General features: G+C 65.4%; 19 protein-coding genes, 2 tRNA genes and 1 pseudogene. 14 read left to right on the forward strand and 8 right to left on the reverse strand.

Annotation, left to right across the window (positions count from 1 at the left end; translation table 11 throughout):
• Positions 1–69: 69 nt before the first annotated feature.
• The 3 genes from CFK21_RS02695 to thiS form a co-directional block, all read right to left on the reverse strand.
• Positions 70–1,029: a magnesium transporter CorA family protein gene (locus CFK21_RS02695; protein WP_096364492.1), complete on the reverse strand. Its 960-nt coding sequence runs from the start codon at positions 1,027–1,029 to the stop codon at positions 70–72.
• Positions 1,030–1,042: 13 nt separating this feature from the next.
• A complete protein-coding gene (locus CFK21_RS02700; protein ID WP_096367455.1) occupies positions 1,043–1,840 on the reverse strand; it encodes a thiazole synthase in 798 nt (265 codons plus the stop codon).
• Positions 1,841–2,107: 267 nt separating this feature from the next.
• Positions 2,108–2,308: a sulfur carrier protein ThiS gene (thiS, locus tag CFK21_RS02705; RefSeq protein ID WP_096364494.1), complete on the reverse strand. Its 201-nt coding sequence runs from the start codon at positions 2,306–2,308 to the stop codon at positions 2,108–2,110.
• 279 nt (positions 2,309–2,587) lie between these two features.
• On the opposite strand from thiS, the gene CFK21_RS02710 reads away from it, so the two are divergent.
• Positions 2,588–4,384 (forward strand): AMP-dependent synthetase/ligase, encoded by a 1,797-nt coding sequence (locus CFK21_RS02710; RefSeq protein ID WP_096364496.1) that lies wholly within the window; start codon positions 2,588–2,590, stop codon positions 4,382–4,384.
• 344 nt (positions 4,385–4,728) lie between these two features.
• Here the strand turns inward: CFK21_RS02710 and CFK21_RS15375 are convergent.
• Positions 4,729–6,243 (reverse strand): annotated as a pseudogene (locus CFK21_RS15375) (outer membrane beta-barrel protein).
• Between the two features lie 145 nt (positions 6,244–6,388).
• Positions 6,389–7,135: a Crp/Fnr family transcriptional regulator gene (locus tag CFK21_RS02725; RefSeq protein WP_096364502.1), complete on the reverse strand. Its 747-nt coding sequence runs from the start codon at positions 7,133–7,135 to the stop codon at positions 6,389–6,391.
• Between the two features lie 294 nt (positions 7,136–7,429).
• Between CFK21_RS02725 and CFK21_RS02730 the strand changes: the two genes are divergently transcribed.
• The 3 genes from CFK21_RS02730 to CFK21_RS02740 all read left to right on the forward strand — a co-directional run bounded on the left by CFK21_RS02730 (position 7,430) and on the right by CFK21_RS02740 (position 11,451).
• Positions 7,430–8,941 (forward strand): choice-of-anchor F family protein, encoded by a 1,512-nt coding sequence (locus tag CFK21_RS02730; RefSeq protein WP_096364504.1) that lies wholly within the window; start codon positions 7,430–7,432, stop codon positions 8,939–8,941.
• A 113-nt stretch (positions 8,942–9,054) separates the two neighbouring features.
• A tRNA-Gly gene (locus tag CFK21_RS02735) sits at positions 9,055–9,128 on the forward strand.
• A gap of 190 nt (positions 9,129–9,318) precedes the next feature.
• Positions 9,319–11,451 carry a GspE/PulE family protein gene (locus CFK21_RS02740; protein WP_096364506.1) on the forward strand — a complete coding sequence of 711 codons (2,133 nt, stop codon included), beginning with the start codon at positions 9,319–9,321 and terminating at the stop codon, positions 11,449–11,451.
• Between the two features lie 146 nt (positions 11,452–11,597).
• Here CFK21_RS02740 and CFK21_RS02745 read toward each other — a convergent pair whose 3' ends face one another.
• Complete coding sequence (locus CFK21_RS02745; RefSeq protein ID WP_157745257.1) at positions 11,598–12,089, reverse strand: VLRF1 family aeRF1-type release factor; 492 nt, start codon at positions 12,087–12,089, stop codon at positions 11,598–11,600.
• Between the two features lie 402 nt (positions 12,090–12,491).
• Here CFK21_RS02745 and CFK21_RS02750 point away from each other — a divergent pair, with 402 nt between their 5' ends.
• The 7 genes from CFK21_RS02750 (at position 12,492) to CFK21_RS02780 (ending at position 19,180) form a co-directional block, all read left to right on the forward strand.
• Entirely contained in the window at positions 12,492–14,597 is a 2,106-nt protein-coding gene (locus CFK21_RS02750; RefSeq protein ID WP_096364511.1) for an AsmA family protein, read from the forward strand.
• Between the two features lie 621 nt (positions 14,598–15,218).
• Positions 15,219–16,280, forward strand: a complete 1,062-nt coding sequence (gene mutY, locus CFK21_RS02755) for an A/G-specific adenine glycosylase (RefSeq protein WP_172844318.1) — start codon at positions 15,219–15,221, stop codon at positions 16,278–16,280.
• 3 nt (positions 16,281–16,283) lie between these two features.
• Complete coding sequence (locus CFK21_RS02760) at positions 16,284–16,556, forward strand: oxidative damage protection protein (protein ID WP_096364516.1); 273 nt, start codon at positions 16,284–16,286, stop codon at positions 16,554–16,556.
• Between the two features lie 54 nt (positions 16,557–16,610).
• Positions 16,611–16,686 (forward strand) — tRNA-Phe (locus CFK21_RS02765).
• Between the two features lie 182 nt (positions 16,687–16,868).
• Complete coding sequence (locus tag CFK21_RS02770; RefSeq protein WP_096364518.1) at positions 16,869–18,338, forward strand: phosphomannomutase; 1,470 nt, start codon at positions 16,869–16,871, stop codon at positions 18,336–18,338.
• A gap of 313 nt (positions 18,339–18,651) precedes the next feature.
• Complete coding sequence (locus CFK21_RS02775) at positions 18,652–18,888, forward strand: DUF4160 domain-containing protein (RefSeq protein WP_096364520.1); 237 nt, start codon at positions 18,652–18,654, stop codon at positions 18,886–18,888.
• Positions 18,869–19,180, forward strand: a complete 312-nt coding sequence (locus CFK21_RS02780; RefSeq protein ID WP_096364522.1) for a DUF2442 domain-containing protein — start codon at positions 18,869–18,871, stop codon at positions 19,178–19,180. The genes CFK21_RS02775 and CFK21_RS02780 overlap by 20 nt, the downstream gene beginning before the upstream one ends.
• Positions 19,181–19,391: 211 nt before the next feature.
• Here the strand turns inward: CFK21_RS02780 and CFK21_RS02785 are convergent, their stop codons facing one another.
• Both CFK21_RS02785 and CFK21_RS02790 read right to left on the reverse strand, forming a co-directional pair.
• Positions 19,392–19,748 (reverse strand): HVO_A0114 family putative DNA-binding protein, encoded by a 357-nt coding sequence (locus tag CFK21_RS02785; protein ID WP_096364524.1) that lies wholly within the window; start codon positions 19,746–19,748, stop codon positions 19,392–19,394.
• A complete protein-coding gene (locus CFK21_RS02790; protein WP_096364526.1) occupies positions 19,745–20,038 on the reverse strand; it encodes a toxin-antitoxin system TumE family protein in 294 nt (97 codons plus the stop codon). The genes CFK21_RS02785 and CFK21_RS02790 overlap by 4 nt, the downstream gene beginning before the upstream one ends.
• Before the next feature lie 423 nt (positions 20,039–20,461).
• Here CFK21_RS02790 and CFK21_RS02795 point away from each other — a divergent pair, with 423 nt between their 5' ends.
• From CFK21_RS02795 to CFK21_RS02805, 3 genes are all read left to right on the forward strand, one after another.
• Positions 20,462–22,189 carry a bifunctional sulfate adenylyltransferase/adenylylsulfate kinase gene (locus CFK21_RS02795; RefSeq protein WP_096364528.1) on the forward strand — a complete coding sequence of 576 codons (1,728 nt, stop codon included), beginning with the start codon at positions 20,462–20,464 and terminating at the stop codon, positions 22,187–22,189.
• A gap of 215 nt (positions 22,190–22,404) precedes the next feature.
• Positions 22,405–22,593, forward strand: coding sequence for a type II toxin-antitoxin system HicA family toxin (locus tag CFK21_RS02800; protein WP_096364530.1), 189 nt, complete (start codon positions 22,405–22,407; stop codon positions 22,591–22,593).
• On the forward strand, positions 22,590–22,802 hold the full coding sequence (locus CFK21_RS02805; protein ID WP_096364532.1) for a type II toxin-antitoxin system HicB family antitoxin: 213 nt from the start codon (positions 22,590–22,592) through the stop codon (positions 22,800–22,802). Before CFK21_RS02800 ends, CFK21_RS02805 begins: the two co-directional genes overlap by 4 nt.
• Positions 22,803–22,971 lie beyond the last annotated feature (169 nt).

The raw sequence follows: 22,971 nt of genomic DNA on the forward strand, positions 1-22,971 counted from the left end.
CCCATCATGCCGCGGCCCCGGCGATGGGTTGCGGCACAGGGTGCCTCCACCCATCCTACTGTCCTGCAGTCAGATCCACTTCTTCACCCGGAACAGCACCAGCAGTCCGATGGCCAGTGCCGCCATGGCGCCCAGGACGATGAAGTAGGAATAGCGCCAGGCCAACTCCGGCATGTATTCGAAGTTCATGCCGAAAACCCCGACGATCACCGTTAGCGGCAGGAAGATGGCCGAGATCACGGTCAACACCCGCACGATCTCGTTGGTGCGGTGGGCGACGGCGGAGAAGTGCAACTGCACCAGGGACTCGATCTCGCTCTGCTGATCGGTGGCGAACTTCATCACCCGGCGGATGTGCTCGAGCAGGTCGTTGTAACGCACGGCCAGGTGATCGTCGATGTCCACGCCGGTGGTGTCGCGCCATACCGTGATCGCATCCTCCTGGCCCTCGCACAGCAGTTCCAGCTGGCGCAGGCGGCTGCGGTGGTTCATCAGCGCCAGCCAGTCGTCGAAAGGATGGCCGGGATCGAGCAGGTCCCGCCGCCAGGTTTCCAGCTGCTCGGTCAGCGGTTCGCGCATCTGCAGAAAGCGGTCGACCATGTTGGTCAGAATGAGATGCATCAGGCCCACCGGACGCGCCGGGATGCGCCCCTGACGCTGCAGCAGCCGCTCGCGCACCGTCTGAATGGAACGGCTGTCTGCGGCGCGCACGCTGACCAGCACCCGGTCGAACAGGAACAAGGCCGTGGGGCGGCTGTTGAAGTCCTCGTTCTGCTCCGGCGCCAGGCTGCGGAAGATGACCATTTCGTAGTCGCTGGTGCTGTCGCTGTAGGAGGGGTGGCCCGGGTTCAGGCTGTCGCGCACATGGCCCTCGTGGATCTCCACCCCGGTCAGACGGCGCACCTCGGCCGGCCAGTCCGGCTCCTGCTCGCGGATGAAGTCCAGCCATACCAGCCCCTCGGCGGGCAGGTGGCTCAGGGCCTCCGGGGCCTCGATCCGCTCGCGGGACTGGATATGCAGGACATGCATGCGCCGTGACGGCTCAGAAGAAGGTGCCGTCGATGGGCGAGGAGGCGCTGGCGAAGCGCTTGCGCGGGATGCGCCCGGCGCGGAAGGCCTCGCGCCCGGCCTCGATGGCCTTCTTCATGGCCGAGGCCATCAGCACCGGGTCGCCGGCCCCGGCGATGGCGGTGTTCATCAGCACGCCGTCACAGCCCAGTTCCAGCGCGATGGCGGCATCCGAGGCGGTGCCCACGCCGGCGTCGACCAGGATCGGCACGCTGGCGTTCTCGACAATGGTGAGGATGTTGTAGGGGTTGCGGATGCCCAGGCCCGAGCCGATGGGCGCGGCCAGCGGCATCACCGCGACACAGCCCATCTCCTCGAAGCGCCTGGCGATGATGGGGTCGTCGTTGGTGTAGACCATGACCTCGAAGCCGTCCTTGATCAGGACCTCGGCCGCCTCCAGGGTCTGGATGATGTCCGGGAACAGGGTCTTCTCGTCGCCCAGTACCTCTAGCTTGACCAGGTTGTGGCCGTCCAGCAGCTCGCGCGCCAGGCGGCAGGTGCGCACCGCGTCCTCGGCCGTGTAGCAGCCGGCGGTGTTGGGCAGATAGGTGTAGCGGTCCGGCGGCAGCACCTCGAGCAGGTTGGGCTCGTTCGGGTCCTGGCCGATATTGGTGCGGCGGATGGCCACGGTGATGATCTCCGCGCCGCTGGCCTCGACCGCCTGACGGGTCTGCTCCAGATCCCGGTACTTGCCGGTGCCGACCAGCAGGCGGGATTGATAGCTGCGTCCGGCGACGATCAGCGGATCGTCGGTGGGCTGGATTTCCTGCATGGGGGTGGACATCGGTGTCTCCTGATTAGCCGTCATTGCGAGTACCCATAGGGCATAAACGTAGCGTGGCAATCTCGTTACGCAGAAGCAGCCGGATGGAGATTATTCGCTGCGCTCACCCCTTCGGGGCCGCCCTGCGGACGTTCTGCGCTCGCAAGCTCGCTTGTGCCGCGGCACTGCGTGCCTCGCAATGACGAGGAATTTTGAGAAGGCCCTTGTGACCTCTGCGCCTTTGCGTCACTGCGTTGAGAATTCTGATCGAATACCTCACCCGCCGCCGATGGCGCGCACGATCTCGACCCGGTCGTCCGGTTGGAAGCGGTGGTCGGCGAACTCGCTGCGCGGCAGGATCTCGCGGTTGACCTCCACCGCCAGGCGCTGGCCGCTCAGCCCCAGCTCCTCGATGAGTTGCGCCGCCGTGAGATCTTCGGCAATCTCACGCGCTTCGCCGTTGAGTGTGATCTGCATAAGAGTGTGATTCCAGACCGGGTCCGGCGCAACCGCCCGGTTCACCAGGGTTAGGCAGCGAATGGCAAACTTCGGCGCCGTCATTCCCGCGAAGGCGGGAATCCAGTGTCTGGCGGAGCAGACCAACGATGGATCCCGCTGGAGCCTGTGCCGGCGCAGGCCGGTACGGGGAATGACGGGTAGACTGAAATCCGGCTTGCCACAAAGTGCCATTCGGTTCTGCGTGGATTCTACATCAAATCCGGCCATTGCGCGGCAGGGCCGGACAGCGGAGACCCCATGAGCAGTGAAGACCTCATTTCCACCGAGGCGGCCTCCACCCTGGACGGCCTGTTCCGGGAGCGGGTGCGCCGCACGCCCGAGGCGCCGGCCTACCGCTATTTCTCCCGCGGCGCGCAGGCCTGGCACAGCCTGAGCTGGCGCGACATGGACACGCGGGTGGCCCGCTGGCAGCAGGCGCTCGCCGCCGAGGGCCTCAGCCCCGGCGACCGGGTGGCCATCCTGCTGCGCAACGGGCCGGACTGGGCCGCCTTCGACATCGCCGCGCTGAGCCTGGGCCTGGTGGTGGTGCCGCTGTATGTGGACGACCGCCCCGACAACGCCGCCTACATTCTCAACGACGCCTGGTGCCGGTTGCTGCTGGTGCAGTCGGCCGGGCACTGGCGGCGCCTGGACGAGGCCCTGAGCAAGGCCGAACAGCTCACGCGGGTGGTGATCCTGGAGGGCGAGGTCGAGGCCACGGAAGCGGGGCGCCTGGTCGCAGTGCACGACTGGCTGCCGCAGGCCGCCGAACCCCTGCCGCCGGCCGGCCACGACGGTCAGGCGCTGGCCTCCATCGTCTACACCTCCGGCACCACCGGCCGGCCCAAGGGCGTGATGCTCAGCCACTACAACATGCTGTCGGTGGCGCACGCCGTGCTGACCATGATCGACGTCTACCAGGAGGACGAATTCGTCTCCTTCCTGCCGCTGTCGCACACCCTGGAGCGCACCGGCGGCTACTATCTGCCCATGATGGCCGGCGCCACGGTCAGCTACGCCCGCTCCGTGGCGCAGCTGGCCGAGGACCTGGCCAGCGTGCGCCCGACCATCCTGATCGCGGTGCCGCGCATCTTCGAACGGGTCTATGGCCGCATCCAGGACCAGCTGGCCAGCGGCGGCGCGCTCAAGCGCGGCCTGTTCCGGCTCACCGTGCGCACCGGCTGGCGGCGCTTCGAGCGCAGCCAGGGCCGGGCGCGCTGGTCGCCGGCGCTGCTGCTGTGGCCGCTGCTGCGGCGGCTGGTGGCGGACAAGGTGCTGGCGAAGCTGGGCGGTCGGCTGCGCGCGGCGGTCAGCGGCGGGGCGGCCATCCCCGAGCCGGTGTCCCGGCTATTCATCGGGCTCGGCCTGCCGCTGCTGCAGGGCTACGGACTGACCGAGTCCAGCCCGGTGATCAGCGTCAACACCTTCGAGGACAACGACCCGGCCAGCGTCGGCATCCCCATCCGCGACACCGAGGTGAGGATCGGCGCGGCCGACGAACTGCTCGCGCGCGGTCCCGGGGTGATGCTCGGCTACTGGAACAACCACACCGCCACCCGCGAGATGATCGATCCCGAGGGCTGGCTGCATACCGGCGACCAGGCCCGCATCGAGGGCGGCCACATCTACATCACCGGCCGGCTCAAGGACATCCTGGTCATGTCCAACGGCGAGAAGGTGCCCCCGGCGGACATGGAGGCGGCCATCATGCTCGATTCCCTGTTCGATCAGGCGCTGGTGGTGGGCGAGGGCCGGCCCTATCTCACCGCGATCATCGTGCCCGATCCGCAGCACTGGTTCGGCTTCGTGCGCGAACTGGGGCTGGACCCCTACGACAAGGCTCACCTGCACAACGAGAAGCTCGAGATCCGGGTGCTGCAGCGCATCCGCGCCCAGCTGCACGATTTTCCCGGCTACGCCAAGATCCGCCGGGTGGCGCTGACGCTGGATCCCTGGACCCTGGACGAGGGCCTGCTGACCCCGACCATGAAGATCAAGCGGGCGAAGGTGCTGGAGCAGTATGCGGAGCGGATCGAGGCACTATACGAGACGTAGGTTGGGCTTCGCGTTGCTCAGCCCAACCTACGTTTTAATCCCACATATGCCGGATTCCAGTTTATCCGTCATCCCCGCGAAGGCGGGGATCCAGTTGCCGCGGCGGTTTCTGGATTACTCGCTGCGCTTGCCCTACTACCCTGAAGGGCATAAAGGGCCGCCGTGCCGGCATTCAACGCGCTCCGCGCTTTTGTCCCGCCTTCGCGGGAATGACGGAACTGAAGTAAGCCTGTAGGCCGGGATAAGCGTAGCGTTCCCGGCAACTCTGCGATATGCCGGAAACGGACCTTCGGTCCTTATTCCGGCCTGTGCTTGTCCCGGTAGCCCTCCCCAGCACCCATTTTCTAGTGGTCCGTCTCCGGCCCGTGCCCGATCAGGATCGCCTCGCGCACCGTGTTGGCCCGGCTCGCCAGTGCAGCGCGCTCGTAGGCCGGCATCTCCTTCAGGCCCAGGATGCGGTTCAGCGCGATGATCGTGTCCTCCGTGATCGGCAGGTTCTTGTCGGCGGCGGTGCCGAGGAAGATCGCGGCAAGGTCGATGGCGCTGGCGGCCTGGATGCCTTCAAGTTCGGTGCGGCCGAACACCATCACCTGTTCGTACATGGCCAGGTTCTGCAGCGGCGAGTCCAGCCGCGGCGTCTCGCCGTAGGCGGTCTGCAGCAGCTGCGCCGCCGCGTCCGCCGGCAGATTGTAGAGCGCGGCCATCTCAGTGCTGTAGCGGGCCAGCGCCTCGTCCTCGTGCCGGGCCAGCACATGGGCCGGCGCCCGGCTGACATTGAGCCGGCCGAGTTCCACCTCCGGGATGCCTTCCTGCGCCCAGACCGGGCGCTGGCCGCGGAACACCTTCACTTCCACGCTGCGGCCGCCGCCGCGGGCGAAGTCGTGCACGCCGCGCCCGCCCTTAGCGCCGCCCCGGCCCCGGTCGCCGCGGCCATGGCCGGCGCTGAAGCGGGTGCGGCTGTCGAGCCGGTGGACGGCGTTCACGCTGGCCTCGGTATAGAGATAGCCGGAGGCGCCGGGCAGGGTGGTCTCCTCCAGGCTGCGATCGACGGCCGCGCTGACCGTGGTGCGCGGGGTGGCGCGGAAACTGAGGGCGCCGCTGAAATCCGGCGTGGACAGGTCGTTGAAGCGGCTGTCGTCCCAGGCCTGGCGGATCCAGCCGACATAGGCCCCGCCCTGCAGCCGGTTGGTGAACCTGCCCTTGAAGCCGACCGCGATGCGCTCGCCGTCGGAGTCGCACTGGTAACCGAAGTCGTCCACTGGATCGTTATAGCTGCGGATGTCGCGGACCAGCTGGACGTAGGCCTCGTAGTCCGGATGGAACTCGTAGCCCAGGCGCGCGCCGAGACCGATGAGATCGCGGTCGCGGTCGTCGTTGTTCAGCGGCCCGACGCTGTCGTAGTCCAGCGCCTCGAAGGTGCCGCCCAGGCGCAGGTTGTAATCCCCGAACCGGTGCGCCACCCCGGCATGGGCGTGGCGGGAATCGAAGGTGGTCGGCTCATCGCCCACCAGGGTCTCGTCGGGCGAGCCGCGGTCCTCGTGTTCGGCGGTATAACCGACGCCGCCGAAGACATTGCCGGCCTCGCTGATGTCGTAGCGTCCCTCCAGTTCGGCCCAGTAGTCCTCGTAGTCCTAGTCCCCGTTGTCCCGGTAGCGGGCCAGGGTGGCGCCGGTGCGGGCCTGCAGCCGGTGCCGCTCCCAGTCGGAGACCAGCGTTACCGCGGGCGTGAACAGGGTGAGAATATCGTCCACCTCGTCGCTGCGGGTGGCGAAGATATTGCTGTCATACAGCAGGCCGGCGGGAAGGCCGAGCGCCAGGGCAATGGACAGGGCGGGTACAGAGGCGGGCAATCGGTTCATTGAACTCCGTCCGGTCGGGAGTCAACAGGGAGTCGTTATCCAGACTAGCTGCCAGAGTGAAGCGGGGAGTTGATTTCTGTCAACAAAGCGAGCGAGAGTGGTGTCAGTGACAGGCCGACAATGAGAGCGGACGAACGGATGGGCTTCATTCAGTGCCGGCATTCGCCTCGCACAGCCTCTGCAGCCGTTGTTTTTCGATACGGTAGGTGCCGGGGGCGATCTTTGCCAGGAGACCGCGCCGCCTGAAATCGGCAATGATGCGGCTGGCCGTTTCCGGCGTCATGCCGACCACGGCGGCCATGTCGTCGCGCGGCAGGAGTTGGATGTCGCCGTTGCGGTCCGGCGCCAGTTCGGTCAGCAACAGCAGCAGCTGGGCGATGCGGTCGCGCGCAACCCCGGTGTTGAGCGTCTTGATCCAGTGATCGGCGCGGTCGACGTGGTACTGCAACTGCTGGCGTATCCGGTCGCACAGTTCGGGGTGGTGTGCTTCCAGGTCGCGCAGGGTGCTCACCGGAATGGCGCAGACATCGACAGGCTGGACCGCCATGGCGGTGTGCTGATAGGGCACGCCGGCATCCAGCAGTTCCAGTCCCACCACGGCGCCCTGTCCGAGCAGGCGGACGATGCGTTGCTCGCCGCTGGGCTTCGAGTGCATCAGCTTCACCAGGCCGCGGCGGATGGAGTACACCACCTCTCCCCCTTTGCCTTCCTCGTACAGAATGCCGCCGGGGACGAGCACGAAGTTGTCGATCGGCTTCAGCAGATGGGCGAAGCTCACCTCCGGCAGTTCGGAGAACAGCATCAGGCGGCGGATGCCGCAGTGGCTGCAGTCGGCGCGCCCCTTCCATTTGCGATCGGTACAGTAGCTCGCCGGTTTGGTCTGTCCCGTCATGTTGCCTGCTCAGGACCCGGTCAGGATCCGATGCCGCTCAAGACTGCTTGCAATTGTTATCGGATTGTGAATTCTGCGGTCGTCGAACCCGTTTCTGCGAAATGTCATTCTGACTGTCCCGGTGCCTCATTAGGATCAGTCTAAACGACATTGTGGCGTGCCCACAATGGCGTTGGTTCCAGGGGATTCCATACCGGATGCGGTCCAGACCCGGACCCGCTTCCCCGTGTTGAAAATTACTGATGCAGCGCAGTGCCTGCCCTGCAGGGCTGGCTGCGGCCATGAGGAAAAGAAATGCAGAAACGACCGAAAGTGCTTGCAACAGTCATCGGCCTGGCCCTGGCGCCCGTCGCCCTGGCCGGCGAGATCCAGGAGATCGACCTGACCAACTTCGGGCCCTTCGATGCCAGTGGGCCCATGCGCGTGATCTATGACCGCGACGTCTCCGGCGGGGTCGCGGGTGCGATCACCTACGGCGAGATCGGCTGGGATGAGCTCAAGGCCGTGGATCCCGGCATCATCGTCTACAACAACGTGCCCATCTACGGCGCCAGCCAGATCATCGCCGACTGCGTGATGGCGCCCCGCCTGGCCTCCCTGGCCGGTGATCCGGACAGGAAGTGCAATGATGGCTTCCAGACCCACAAGCGCTACAAGATGAGCGCTACCGGCGTGGGATCCATAGACATGGTGTTTACGGTCAGGAACGTGGATGCGGTCGACCCCATCGTGGACAAGGACGGCAACCCGGTCGCCAATGATCAGGATGCGGCGGTCAACGTCTACCGCATGATCGGCAAGCTCAACAACCACACCGGCGGCCGCCTGGGCGGGTTCCGGGTGGAACTGGGTCATGGCCTCGGCGACGACTTCGTCAAGTCCACGGCCGGCGACGGCGTGAAGATCGCGCTGCGCGAGGAAGGCGCCGATCCCGCGGACGACCTGGGCGACAACCAGATGGCCGAATTCCCCGGCGGCCTGTTCTACGGCCCGGCCGACGCGCGCCACGACTGGGGCTTCTTCAGCAGTACCCGCGCCAACTTCGCGGTGGACACTGCTCGCCTGGCCGTGGACGAGGACAGCTTCGAGTCCACCATCCTGTCCAGCAACTACTCGGATCTGTTCGGCGAGTGGCTGCCCCTGGACTGGGTGCCGACCGGCTGGTTCTATGACAGCGACGGCAACCCGGCCACCGACGCCGAAGTCGCCGCCTGGTATGACGGCACCCAGTGGCTGAGCTACGACATCGATGCCGGCACCGGCGACCGTACCACCGAAGTCGTGACCCAGACCGACATTGACGGCTGGGAGGCTACGCCGCCGACGATCTATGACGACGATGGCGACAGTGCCACCACTGCGGCAGGCACCCTGTATGCCACCTGGAACGCCGAGACCGAATTGTACGAACTGGCTGCGGGCGGTACTGCGACCAACGATGCCATGACCACCACCCTCGATGGTTCGGCCACCCTGGAACGGCGTCCCGGCTATCAGCAGGGACCGATCGAGGACCTGGCGAACCTGAACCTCAACTACTACATCGAGATCGGCGATATCACCACCTGGCCGGGCTACGATCTGGGTACTGAGGAGGCCAGCTTCACCCTGCGCATCACCCCGCTGGAACCTGCCAGCACCGAGCCCCCCGCCTGGCTGCCGGTCGAGGACGCCGACGCCGGCGATGACAACGGCGGCAATGGCGGCTGCGTCATGGGCGACGGCCGTTCCGGCTTCGATCCGCTGCTGCCGGGCATGGCACTGCTGGGCATGGGCTATCTCGCCCTGCGCCGCCGCCGGGCCTGATCCCGCCGCACCGCGGCTGCAACACAGGCGCCGCCCCTCGGGGCGGCGCTTTTTTCATGTCGGCTGAAAACATTTAAATTCCCGTCCCGATGGGGGTAGAATCATCCTGCCGCGCGGGTGTGGTTCAATGGTAGAACCTCAGCTTCCCAAGCTGATGACGTGGGTTCGATTCCCATCACCCGCTCCAATTTCCCTTCCTCTTGATTCAAACAATCCCTGAATTCATTCGTCATGCCCGCGACGGCGGGCATCCATGTCTCCGAGGTATATGGATTCCCGCATTCGCGGGAATGACGAGAAGGGGGCAATCAGGGTTTCCTTAAGCTTCGAGCCGGGCAGGTCGCTATTACTATCTGCACAGCGTACAGGCCCGATTCATGAGCAAACTTCTCAGCCTCTCCCCCGCCCAGCTGACCGCTGCCGGTGCCGCCGGGCACGCGGGCGCCGAGGTCATGCTGGAGCGTTTCGATGCCGATCCCCTGAGCGGCGAACTGTGCGAGTTCGACGAGAACGGCCTGCGCCTGGTGATCCACGACCACCGGTCCGGCGAGCGCAGCGAGGTGTCCTTCGAGCAGGTCCGGGTGCTGAGCTTTGCGCAGGATTTCCACGCTGCCCCGGGCGCGGCCGCCGGCAAGGGCGAAGCCAGGACCTACCATGTCGAGTTCCGCGACGGCGGCCTGCGCCACGGCCTGTGCCGGGAGGTGCGCCTGGACGCCCATGGCCTGCACCTGCTGGAGTGCGGCGAGGACGGCGGCCTGCATCGGCTGTGGCTGCCGCTGGCGGCGATCGAGCGCTATCGGATCGGCGGCATGGAAGGGCACGGCCAGCCGGCGGCAGGGGGCGCCGACAGCCCGACCGCGCCGGTGCGTCTCGACCGCCCGGTGCGCGACCCGGACCAGCTCTCAAGGCTGCTGTCGGCGCACAGCTACTTTCTCACCGGCGCCCGCCAGCGCCGCCGTCCCAATGATGCACCGCGCGCCGACGAGAGTCCGGCCGAACTGGCCGTGCGCCTGGGCGTGCCCTTTGTGGATCTCAAGCAGTTCCGCATCGACGAGTCCGTGCTGCGGCTGCTGTCCGAGACGGTGGTGCGCGAGCACTGCGTCTTCCCGTTGATGGTGTTCCGCGACCACCTGGTGGTGGCGATGGAGAACCCCGCCGACATCGAACTGATCAAGCTGTTGCATTTTGTCTCCGGCATGAGCGTGGAAGGCTGCGTGGCCGAACGCGGCGCCATCCAGCATGCCGTCGACACCTGGTACGGGGCGCGCGAGGACAATGCCGCCCTGCACGACCTGGAAGTGCAGGGCAGCCAGGACGGCGGTCGCGAGATGTCGCTGCACGAGATCGAGCGCATGGGCAAGGAAAAGCCCGTGGTGCGCATGGTCAATCACATCCTCACCGACGCCATCCACCGCAACGCCTCGGACATCCATATCCGTCCCGGCGAGGATGAGGTCGCCCTGCTGTTCCGCCAGGACGGCAGCCTGGTGCCCATCCGTCGGTTCAACAAGGCGCTGCTGGCGGCGGTGGTGGCGCGGATCAAGATCATCGGCCGCATGAACATCGCCGAGCGCCGCCTGCCGCAGGACGGCCGCGCACGCATGATCGAGGGCGATGCAATCGTGGATATGCGCATCTCCATCATCCCCACCGTCAACGGCGAGAGCGTGGTCATCCGCCTGCTCAACGTCCAGACCGGGCTGCGTTCGATCAGCGAGCTCGGCTTCAACAGCCGGGACGCCGAACGCTTCGTGGATCTGCTGCACAAGAGCTACGGCATGCTGCTGGTCACCGGCCCCACCGGTTCGGGCAAGTCCACCACCCTGTATGCCGCACTGCAGGAAGTGCGCAAACAGAACGTGAACATCATCACCGTCGAGGACCCGGTCGAGTATCACATCGACGGCATCGAGCAGATTCAGGTCAACACCGCGCCCGGCTTCACCTTCGCCCGCGCCCTGCGCAATATCCTGCGCCACGACCCGGACGTCATCATGGTCGGCGAGATCCGCGACCAGGAGACCGCGAAGATCGCGGTGGAAAGCGCGCTCACCGGCCACCTGGTGCTGTCCACCCTGCACACCAACGATGCGCCCACCACAGTCATGCGCCTGATCGAGATGGGCGTGGAGTCCTTTCTGGTGAAATCATCGCTGCTGGGCGTGCTGGCGCAGCGGCTGGTGCGTATCAACTGCCCGCACTGCATCGAGCCGGAACCGGTCGATGCCACCATGCGCAGGTTCCTGGGAGTGGGCGAGGACGAGGTCTTCCACCACGGCGCCGGCTGCGAGGCCTGCAACCACACCGGCTTCCACGGCCGCATGGCGGTCTACGAACTGCTGGCGATGACGCCGGAGTTGCGCGAGATCCTGCGCCCCGACGTCTCCGCCGACGAGGTACGCGAGCGCGCCCGCGCCGAGGGCATGGTGGCGCTGACCGAGAACGCGCTCAAGCTGGCGCGCGAGGGCAGGATCTCACTGGCGGAGGTGTATCGGGTCAGGCTGGAATAAGGGGTTGGGCATGATGGGTTGCGCTGTGCTCCACCCATCCTACGCTGCTCGGGTAGGATGGGTGGAGGCGCCTGCGCCGTAACCCATCATTCATGCCTGCCTCGATGGGTTACGCTGCGCTTCACCCATCCTACGATATTCACGCTTCAACGTTCCCCTGGACTGCGCCGCTCCGGCACCAGTTTCTCCTTCGCCAGATGGGCGTGAATCTCCAGCGGACTCAGCTTGCTCAGGTCCTTGGCCAGTTCGCGGATCTGCACGTCGCTGCGGATGCGGCCGTTGAGTTCGTTGCGCAGGTGGCCCAGGGTCTTCTTCTGGGCGACCAGTACCAGTTCGTTCGCGCCATGGCCGTTGGTCAGGCGCCTGGCCTCTTCGGCGATGGAGCGGGCGAAGCGGCGCACGAACTCCTCCTCGTGCTGGCTGCGGTGATCGTCATAGCCGTGGGCGGCACCGCTCACGCTGCTGCGGTTGCGGCCGGATTTCCTTTCGCTCCACATGTCCTGTTCCCGGTCGGAGTTGACCAGGTCGCTGACCTCGGTGAGGTTGGGGCCGGATTCCATTTCCGGAAAGGGCGTGTCCTGCAGGGTGAAGAAGCGGGCACGCAGGCCGTCTGCGACAACGATATAGTTCTGGTTCATACGCAACTCCTGTGAAGGTTTGAGTCTGCGGTCGGGCATGACGGACACGCCGCGTCGGTGGGGCGGTGTCCCGGGTGAAAGGGTTCCGAAGGAGAAAGCCGTGATGGAGGGCATAAGGACTTCATAGCGCCGTGGCAGGGGCTTTTCAAGGTGTCAGCGACTGACAAATTGCCGACTGTTCCAAAATCATGGGGTTATGGTGTGCCATTGCGAATTCGGTAGGATGGGTGGAGGCGCTTGCGCCGTAACCCATAATTCGGCCGGCCGCGATGGGTTGCGCTTCGCTTCACCCATCCTACGATCCATTGACCATGGTCGATTCGGGCACGGCACTGGTAGAACCAGTCCAAGTGTCTTATTGTCTCGGGTACAGCTAAACCCAATTCTCGGAAAGGACTGCAAATGAAAGCCCTGCGTATTGTCGGAATCCTGGTCGGTGTCCTGGTGCTGGTGCTGGTCATCGGCGCCGCGGCCCTGCTGATCTTCGTCGACCCCAACGACTACAAGGATCAGATCACCCGCGCGGTGGAGGAGCAGACCGGACGCACCCTGACCATCGAGGGCGACATGGAGTTGTCCGTGTTCCCCTGGCTGGGCCTGGAGATCGGTAAGACCCGCCTGAGCAACGCGAAGGGCTTCGCCGAGGCGCCCTTCGCCGCGGTCGAGGAGGTGGGCGTGCAGGTGAGGCTGCTGCCGCTGCTGCGCAAGGAGCTGCAGATGTCCACCCTGCGCCTGAAGGGGCTGGATCTGTACCTGGGTGTGGACAAGCAGGGCAACCCCAACTGGTCCGACATGATCAAGCCGGCCGCCGAGCCCGCGCCCGAGGCCGACGAGGGCCGGGGCGCGGCCCTGGCCGGGCTGGCCATCGGCGGGGTGGAGATCTCGGATGCCAACCTGGTCTGGGACGATCAGCAGGCCGGCGCGCGCTATCAGCTCAGGGATCTGGACCTGAGCCTGAGCGAGATCGCCCCCGAGACGCCGATCGACTTCAAGCTGGATTTCGAGGTCGAACTGGACCAGCCGGCCATGGAAGGTGAACTGGAGCTGGCCGGCGTGCTGACCCTGGGTCCGGAGCTGCAGCGCTTCGACATCCGCGATTTCAAGCTGGAGACCGAGGCCGAGGGCGAGACCCTGCCAGGCGGCAAGGTCGAGGCTGAACTGGCCAGCGCGGTGACGGTGGACCTGGGCGCGGGCACCCTGCAGGTCGCCGACCTGGTGCTGGAGGCCATGGGCCTGAAGATCACCGGCCAGGCCAGCGGCCAGGACATCCAGTCCGACCAGGCGCGCTTTGCCGGCAACCTGAAGCTGCAGGAGTTTGTGCCGCGTGAACTGATCGAACGTCTGGGGCAGCCGGCGCCGGAGGTCAGCGACGCCACCGTGCTGGGCAAGGCCGATGCCGACATCGGCTTCAGCGCCACGTCGAAGAGCTTCAACGCCGACAAGCTGAGCCTGCGTCTGGACGACAGCACCCTCACCGGCAGCGCCGGCATCGCCAGTTTCGCTGCCCAGGCCATCCGCTTCGATCTGACCCTGGATCAGATCGACCTGGATCGCTACCTGCCGCCGCCGGCCGAGGGCGAGGTGCAGGCCGCGCCCACGCCGGCCCAGGCCGCCGCCGGCGGCGCCGGGGCCCTGCCGCTGGATACCCTGCGCGCGCTCAACCTCGACGGCACCCTGCGCATCAACCAGCTCAAGGCCTACCAGCTGCGCAGCGCCGACGTGCTGGTCACGGTCAAGGCCAAGGACGGCCTGGTGCGGGTCAACCCGGCCCGCGCCAGCATGTACCAGGGCGGCTACAGCGGCGACATCACCCTGGATGCGCGCGGCGACACGGCGCGCATCGCCCTGGACGAGAAGGTCCAGGGGGTGCAGGCCGGCCCGCTGCTCAAGGATCTGATGGGCGACGACAAGCTGCTCGGCACCGCCGACGTCAACGCCAAGCTCACCGCCAGCGGCAACACCCCCGAGGCGCTCAAGCGCACCCTCAACGGCAACGCCGGCTTCAGCTTCACCGAGGGCGCGGTCAAGGGCATCAATGTCGCCGCCCTGATCCGCAACGCCAAGGCCCGTCTGGAAGGCAAGCCGGCACCGGCCGACAGCGGCCCCAACCAGACCGACTTCACCTCGCTCACCGGCACGGCGAAGATCACCAACGGCGTGGTCCGCAACGATGATCTGGCCGCCATGTCGCCGCTGCTGCGCATCAACGGCCAGGGCATGGCCGACCTGCCGCAGGAGCAGGTCGACTACAGCCTCACCGTCAAGCTGGTCGGCTCGCTGGAAGGCCAGGGCGGAGAGGGGCTGGCCGACCTCAAGGGTGTGGCCATTCCGCTGCGCATCGAGGGCCCCTTCGCCAAGCCCAACTACAGCGTGGACCTGGCCAAGGTGCTGGAAGGCGCGGCCAAGGAGAAGGTCAAGGAGAAGGTCGAGGAAGAGGTGCAGAAGAAGCTCGAGGACAAGCTGGACGACAAGGTCAAGGACCAGCTCAAGGGCATCTTCGGGCGGTAGGAAGATACCTCCCGTTCCAACATATCCATCGTCATTCCCGAGCAGGGGCAAATCTGCATCGCACTCCGTATCGGATTGACTCGTCATTGCGAGGCGCATGGCGCCGTGGCAATCTCCCGACGACTGCTCCAGCGTTGCGAGATTGCTTCGCGCTGCTCGCAATGACAGTTCCAATTCCAGTGTCGTAGGATGGGTGAAGCGCAGCGCAACCCATCACGATCCGCGGGTGTGATGGGTTGCGGCGCAAGGCGCCTTCATCCATCCTACGGTTTGCTGCAATTTGTGCCGTCATCCCGGCGCAGGCCGGGATCCAGAAGCCGCTGCGGTAACTGGATTACTCGCTGCGCTCGCCCTGCGGGCCACCCTGAAGGGCGTTCAACGCGCTGCGCGCTTTTGTCCCGCCTGCGCGGGAATGACGGGGTGATATTTCCGACCCCCATTTCCCATGACCTTCGCCCACCGCCTCCTCACCTGGTACGACCGCAACGGCCGCAGGGACCTGTCCTGGCAGTGTCGTAGGATGGGTGAAGCGCAGCGCAACCCATCGCGATCCGCGGGTGTGATGGGTTGCGGCGCACGGCGCCTTCACCCATCCTACGGTTTGCTATCTGACGCCTGATCCTGATGACCTTCGCCCACCGCCTCCTCGCCTGGTACGACCGCAACGGCCGCAGGGACCTGCCCTGGCAGCAGAACCGCAGCCCCTACCGGGTCTGGGTCTCCGAGATCATGCTGCAGCAGACCCAGGTCGCCACCGTCATTCCCTATTTCGAGCGCTTCATGCAGCGCTTCCCCACGGTTGCCGACCTGGCCGCGGCCGAGTTGGACGAGGTCCTGCACCTGTGGACCGGCCTCGGCTACTACGCCCGCGCCCGCAACCTGCACAAGGCCGCGCAGGTGATCGCGGCAGAGCACGGCGGCGGCTTTCCCGAGGACTTCGACGCCGTCCTGGCCCTGCCCGGTATCGGCCGCTCCACCGCCGGGGCCATCCTGGCCCAGGCGGTGGATCAGCGGTATGCCATCCTGGACGGCAACGCCAAGCGGGTATTGGCCCGCTATCACGCCGTCGAGGGCTGGCCGGGCAGGCCGGCGGTCGAGAAACAGCTGTGGGAACACGCCGAGGCCCACACCCCGCACGCCCGGGTGGCCGACTACACCCAGGCCATCATGGATCTGGGGGCGACCCTGTGCCGGCGCGGCCGCCCCGACTGCACGGCCTGCCCACTGAGCGCGGATTGCGAGGCCCATCGCCTGAGACGTGAGACCGAATTCCCCACCTCGCGCCCGAAAAAGACCCTGCCGGTGCGCCACACCCGCATGCTGCTGCTGGCCAACCGTCGCGGCGAGATACTGCTGGAGCAGCGCCCGCCCAGCGGTATCTGGGGCGGGCTCTGGAGCCTGCCTGAACTGGAGCCGGACGAGGCCCCCGAGGACTGGGCCCGACAGCAGCTGGGCGCCGGACTGCGCCGGCGCGAGACCTGGCCGGTGCTGCGCCACACCTTCAGTCACTTCCAGCTGGAGATCACCCCGATCGTCGCCGAACTGGGCAAAAACCGGGCGGATTCTGTGTTGGAAGACCCGCAGCGGGTCTGGTATAACTGCGCCTCACCCGACGCCAGGGGCCTGGCAGCGCCGATCAGGGCGCTGCTGCAGCGCCTGCAATCCGAATCCCGACAGGAGTGAAACATGAGCCGTATGGTGCACTGCGTGAAACTGGGCCGCGAGGCCGAAGGCCTGGACCGCCCGCCCTATCCCGGCGAGCTGGGCAAGCGCATCTACGAGAACGTCTCCAAGGAGGCCTGGCAGAAGTGGCTGGGCCAGCAGACCATGCTGATCAACGAATACCGGCTGTCCCCGGTCGAGCCCAAGGCCCGCCAGTTCCTGGAGGAGCAGATGGAGAAGTTCTTCTTCGGCGAAGGCTCCGAGGCGCCGCCGGACTATGTGCCGCCGGCGAGCTGATCCGACTTGCGCCCGCCCGCGTTTTCACGTTAAATACGCGGCTTCTCCCTTCGCGGCCAGGTAGCTCAGTCGGTAGAGCAGGGGATTGAAAATCCCCGTGTCGGCAGTTCGATTCTGTCCCTGGCCACCATCTTCCCTCCCGACCATTCCGTGTACTGTACCTTCCGCGTGTAGGATGGGTGGAGGCGCGTGCGCCGCAACCCATCACCCGGCCGGATCCCGATGGGTTGCGCTTCGCTTCACCCATCCTACTGTAGGCTCCTGAATATCTGTTATTCTCGGCGCCTCCCATAAAATACCGAGAGGGGGCGCATGCCTGAAGTCCAGCAACGTATCGCCGATCTGATGCAGCGCAGCGGCGTCGGCTTCGGCACCAGCGGTGCCCGCGGCCGGGTGACGGACATGACCCCGCCGGTCTGCTACGCCTACACCCGCGCCTTCCTGCAGTATCTGGAATCCAGTCAGGGCCTGCGTCCCGGCAGCCGGGTGGCCATCGCCGGCGACCTGCGCCCCAGCACGCCCGATATCATGGCCGCGGTGGCCCGGGCCTGCCTCGATGCCGGTTATAAACCCCTCAACTGCGGTTTCATCCCCTCGCCGGCCGTGGCCCTGTACGGCATCGAGCAGGGCATCCCCGCCATCATGGTCACCGGCAGCCACATCCCGGATGACCGCAACGGCATCAAGTTCAACAAGCTCGGCGGCGAGATCCTGAAAGACGACGAACTGGGCATCCGGGCGCAGACCGTGACGGTCCCCGAGCCGTTCCCGGCCGACTACCCCGCGGCCCTGCCGTCAGTCGATGAAGCGCCGGCGCAGCGCTACCTGCAGCGCTACCTGGATTTCTTCCCGGCCGCAGCCCTGGCCGGCCTGAAGGTGGGCGTCTACGAGCATTCCGGCGTCGGCCGCGATCTGCTGGCAACACTGCTGGAGCGGCTGGGCGCGGACATCGCCCGCCTGAACCGCTCCGAGGTCTTCATCCCGGTCGACACCGAGGCCATCCGGCCCGAGGATGTGGAACTGGCCCGCGGCTGGGCGCGGGAACTGAAGCTGGATGCCATCGTCTCCACCGACGGCGACGCCGATCGCCCGCTGGTCGCCGACGCAACCGGCCGCTGGCTGCGCGGGGATATCGTCGGCGTGCTGTGCGCCCAGTATCTCGGCATCGACCGCCTGGCCACCCCGGTGAGCAGCAATACGGTGGTGGAGAAGTGCGACAGCTTCGCGCGGGTGGAGCGCACCCGCATCGGCTCGCCCTACGTCATCGCCGGCATGCAGGCCCTGGCAGGGGAGGGCGCGGCCAGCGTGGCCGGCTACGAGGCCAACGGCGGTTTTCTGCTGCAGACGCCGGTGCAGCGCGACGGGCGTGAACTCAACGCCCTGCCCACCCGCGACGCCTTCATTGTGATCCTGGCCGTGCTGGCCGCGGCCCGGGAGCAGGGCAGCGTGAGCGTGCTCGCCGCCGCCCTGCCGCCGCGCTACACCTTCAGCGACCGCATCAAGGCCTTCCCGACCGAACAATCCGCCCGCATCCTCGCTGAACTTGACGGCAGTCAGGCCAAACTGGAGGCGATCTTCGGCAAAATCACACAAAGTCGCATGATTGCGCTGGATCCCACCGACGGTCTGCGCCTGACCTTCGGCAACCAGGAGGTCATCCATCTGCGCCCCTCCGGTAACGCCCCCGAACTGCGCTGCTACAACGAGGCCGACAGCGCCGAGCGCGCCGAGGCCCTGAACCGCGACTGCATGGCTCTGCTGGCCGGCTGGCGGGAATCCTGATACAGATACGTAGGTCGGGTCAGCCTGCAAGGCGTAACCCGACATCATCCGCCGCTGTGTCGGGTTACGCTGCGCTAACCCGACCTACTGTACTAACCCGACCTACCACTGCAAAACACCCGTCATCCCGGCGCAGGCCGGGATCCAGATGCCGCGGCGGTTTCCGCATCCTGGCGACGTAGGTCGGGTCAGCCTCCAGGGAATAACCCGATGCAATCCTCAGACTTGCCAAGATTATAGCGATGGCCGATTATCGGATTGAGTAAGTTCAGGCATCGGCCGGGACGCCGGGCACAGATAAGGGAATATCTGTATGCCGACGATATTGAGAGCAGGTCCGTACCGGTTCTTCTTCTATGCCGGGGACCGGGGAGAACCGCGCCACATTCATGTGGAACGCGACGCCAATATTGCCAAATTCTGGCTGGACCCGGTTCGCCTGCAGCGCAGCGGTGGCTTCACCCGCAGAGATATTGCGCGGATTCACGAGATAATTGAGCAACACCATTCAGTGCTTCTGGAGGCATGGGATGACTACTTCGGCAGTTGAAATGGAGGTGCCCAACGCCGTGGGCGTCCAGGTGACCGAGGACACTTTGAGCGTCGAGCTCAGTGACGGGCGTTCGATTGCGGTCCCGCTGGAGTGGTACCCTCGTCTTGTGCATGCCTCGATTGAAGAGCGCAACGACTGGCGCCTCATCGGCGCCGGTCAGGGCATACATTGGGAGTCGCTTGACGAGGATATCAGTGTCGCAGGCCTGCTGGCCGGCAAGCCGTCAGGCGAAAGCCAGACGTCATTCAGGCAGTGGCTGGAGCACCGCGCAGCGGCTAAAGCTCCCTGAGCATCGTGTAGTAATGTAGGTTGGGCTGAGCAACGCGAAGCCCAACACCCGGCCCGGGCGAGCCATTGTTGGGCTTCACCCTGTTCAGCCCAACCTATTTGCTATTTTTCCTTGAAGTGACGTATTGCGTAGGTCGGGTTAGCCTGAAAGGCATAACCCGACTTACCCGCCGCCCTGTCGGGTTACGCTGCGCTAACCCGACCTACCCTGCTCAGGCCGCATCCCGTACGGCGGCATGAATGACGATCTCATCGAACGGTGCCGACAGTCGCCCGCGGCTGTCCTTTTCCAGCAGTTCCAGTTCCATGAGCCGGGCAACGTCGGTGTGGACATTCTTGTAATTGCGGCTCAGTTGTTCCGCCAGCGCATGCGTATTCAGTCCCGGATGCGCGGCCACGAAACGCACCAATTCCAGGCGTTTTTCGGTAATGGCGGAGAACAGGGCATGCAGGCTGCCGAAAACGATGCGGGGAGGGATATCATCCCCGGCCTGAGTGCGGCGCCATGTATCGGTAAAGGCCTCCAGTGCCGCCTGGGGTTTGAGTACCTCGAACTCGATCCGGCTCATTCGTCCCACCTCCATCCGGCAAGATGTGTGCAATCAAGCCGGAAATCTGCAATCAACTGTTCAAGTGACTGGAAACGATAAGCTTCCTCCCTGTCCCGGTAGTGGCGATGATCACCCTTGCCGCGTTCATTGTCGTAACGGACCAGGCAATCGCCGCCGCAGCCGCAGTACAGCCGGTATTTCAGGCCGTGCGGCCGGTCAGCATCCGCTCGAGGCAATGCCCAGATAACCATTTCGACCAGAACCCGGCCCTGGCTGGCCTTGTAGTGAAAGAGCTTCCTTGCTCGCATAATGGCATGCTAGACCATAATATATATGGCGTCAAAGACCATAATCAGTGACGTAGGTCGGGTTAGCCTGCAAGGCGTAACCCGACATCATCCGCCGCTGTGTCGGGTTACGCTGCGCTAACCCGATCTACGCTTGTTTCCGTCATCCCGGCGCAGGCCGGGATCCATTTCCGCAGCGGTTTCTGGATCCCCGCCTGCGCGGGGATGACGGAAAAGGTTGGACAGGCATAGCCTTGCCCATCAAATCCCCGCCCGCCCGGCCGTTACAGACAGGGCGCGGCCGCTTTACCCCGCCGACACGGGGCCCTAAGATGACCGTGCAGCCGTCGCATGAGCGGTGGCCACATAATGATAAACTCGCTCGTCCCTACCCCCTGGATAAGCCAGAACAGAAACTGCACATTTTTGAATAAAAGGGAAAACATGGAAAATTACGCAGTCCCCCACGGCGGCGGCGAACTGGTCGACCTGCTGGTCGATGCGGCCCAGGCCGAAGCGCTGAAGGATGCCTCCAAGGATTTTCATTCCCTGACCCTGAGCCAGCGCCAGCTGTGCGATCTGGAACTGCTGATGAACGGCGGCTTCACGCCGCTCGACGGCTTCATGAACCAGGCCGCCTATGATTCGGTGCTGGAACGCATGCAGCTGCCCGACGGCACCCTCTGGCCCGTCCCGATCGTGCTGGATGTGGAGGCTAAATTCGCCGAAAAGCTGGAAACAGGCAGCAAGATCGCCCTGCGCGACGGCGAGGGCTTCATGCCCGCCGTGCTCACCGTGGAAGACATCTGGACGCCGGACAAGGCGCGCGAGGCCGAGCGGGTCTACGGCACCCAGTCCGTCCAGCACCCGGGCGTGCGCTACCTGAACGAGCAGGTGAAGCAGGTCTACATCAGCGGCCGCATCGAGGGCATCGAGACCCCGATCCATTACGATTTCGAGAGCCTGTGGGATACCCCGCAGGAACTGCGCCACCTGCTGGCCAAGATGGGCTGGCGCCGGGTGGTGGCCTTCCAGACCAGCAAGGTCATGCACCGGCTGCAGCGCGACATCACCCTGGAGGCGGCCAAGCAGGTCGGCGGCCACATCCTGCTGCACCCCACCGTGGGCATGACCAAGCCGGGCGATCTGCACTACTACGCCCGCGTACACTGCTACCAGGCCATCCGCCGCCACTTCCCGCACAACCTGGCCATGCTCTCACTGCTGCCGCTGGCCATGCGCATGGCCGGCCCGCGCGAGGCCCTGTGGCATGGCATCGTGCACAAGAACTTCGGCTGTTCGCACTTCATCGTCGGCCCGGATCACGCCTCGCCGCCCGTCGGCGGCAACGGCCAGGCCATCTTCTACAGCCAGTACGCCGCCCAGGAGTTGATCGCGCAGCACCAGGACGGGCTGGGCATCGAGATGGTGCCGGTGGAGTCCCATCTCTATGTGCCGCGTCGCGGCCGCTACCTGCCGGTGAGCGAGATCGAGCGCGACGGCGAGGAGGGGCTGTCCTTCAGCGAGGCCGAACTGCGCGAGCGCATCGCCCGCAATGCCGACATCCCGGACTGGTTCAGCTACCCCGAGGTCATCACCGAACTCAAGCGGGTCTGCCCGCCGCGCTCGCGCCAGGGCTTCACCCTGTTCTTCACCGGCCTGTCCGGCGCGGGCAAGTCGACGCTCGCCAAGATCATCTACGCCAAGCTGGTTGAGGCCGGCGGCCGTCCGGTGACCCTGCTCGACGGCGACATCGTGCGCCAGCACCTGTCCAGCGAGCTGGGCTTCTCCAGGGAGCACCGCAACATTAACGTCAACCGCATCGGCTTCGTCGCCAGCGAGATCACCAAGAACGGCGGTGTTGCCATCTGCGCGCCAATCGCCCCCTATACCGCCATGCGCCGCTCGGCCCGCGAAATGATCGAGGAGCACGGCGCCTTCATCGAGATCCATGTCGCCACCCCGCTGGAGACCTGCGAGGATCGCGACCGCAAGGGGCTCTACGCCAAGGCGCGCCAGGGCCTGATCCCGGAGTTCACCGGCATCTCGGACCCCTACGAGGTGCCGGAGAATCCGGAACTGCGCGTGGACACCACCGGCCTCAACCCGATGGAGGCGGCGCAGGAGATCTATCTCTACCTGCTGCGGGAGGGCTATCTGGACAGCGAATGAATCGTCATCCCCGCGCAGGCGGGAATGACGGAGAACAAAACCAGTAATGTAGGTTGGGCTGAGCAAAGCGAAGCCCAACAGGTGATCGCCTCGGTCTTGTTGGGCTTCACCTTGTTCAGCCCAACCTACGTACTGGGCTAATCCGACCTACGACAACCCCTCTCCCCTTGTGGGAGAGGGTCGGGGAGAGGGGGTAATCGCAAAGGAGTTGCGGAATGAAAGTCAGGGAGGTGATTCGAGTGATTGAGGCGGACGGTTGGTATCAGGTCAGGATGAAAGGCAGTCACCGGCAATACAGGCACGATGTTAAAATCGGATTGGTTACGGTGCCCGGGAAATTGAATGACGACCTGGCGCCGGGTACCCTGAACAGCATATTGAAGCAGGCGGGGTTAAAGTCATGAAGTATCTGATCATAATCGAGCAGACTGAAACGGGTTACTCAGCGTATTCGCCCGATCTGCCCGGCTGCGTGTCCACCGGCGGCAGCCCAGAGGATGCCGAGGCGAACATGAAAGAGGCCATCGAGTTTCACATCGAGGGCCTGAAGGAAGATGGGCTGCCGGTACCGAAGCCGACGAGCCTGTCGTCCTACGTGGAAGTGGCGGCTTGATACCAGATCCGCACACCCAGGCACGCGGGCCGGAATAAGGTCCGCAAGGCCCGATCCCGGCAGCTGCGGACTGCCGGTTGAGCAACGCCACAGCCCCTCTCCCTTGAGGGAGAGGGGACGTTGTTTTGACGTTCCCAGTAGATCTTCTCCGCCTCTCAAGGTTGTTTAG

The sequence above is a fragment of the Thiohalobacter thiocyanaticus genome (assembly GCF_002356355.1).
GTDB classification, from domain to species: Bacteria; Pseudomonadota; Gammaproteobacteria; order Thiohalobacterales; family Thiohalobacteraceae; genus Thiohalobacter; species Thiohalobacter thiocyanaticus_A.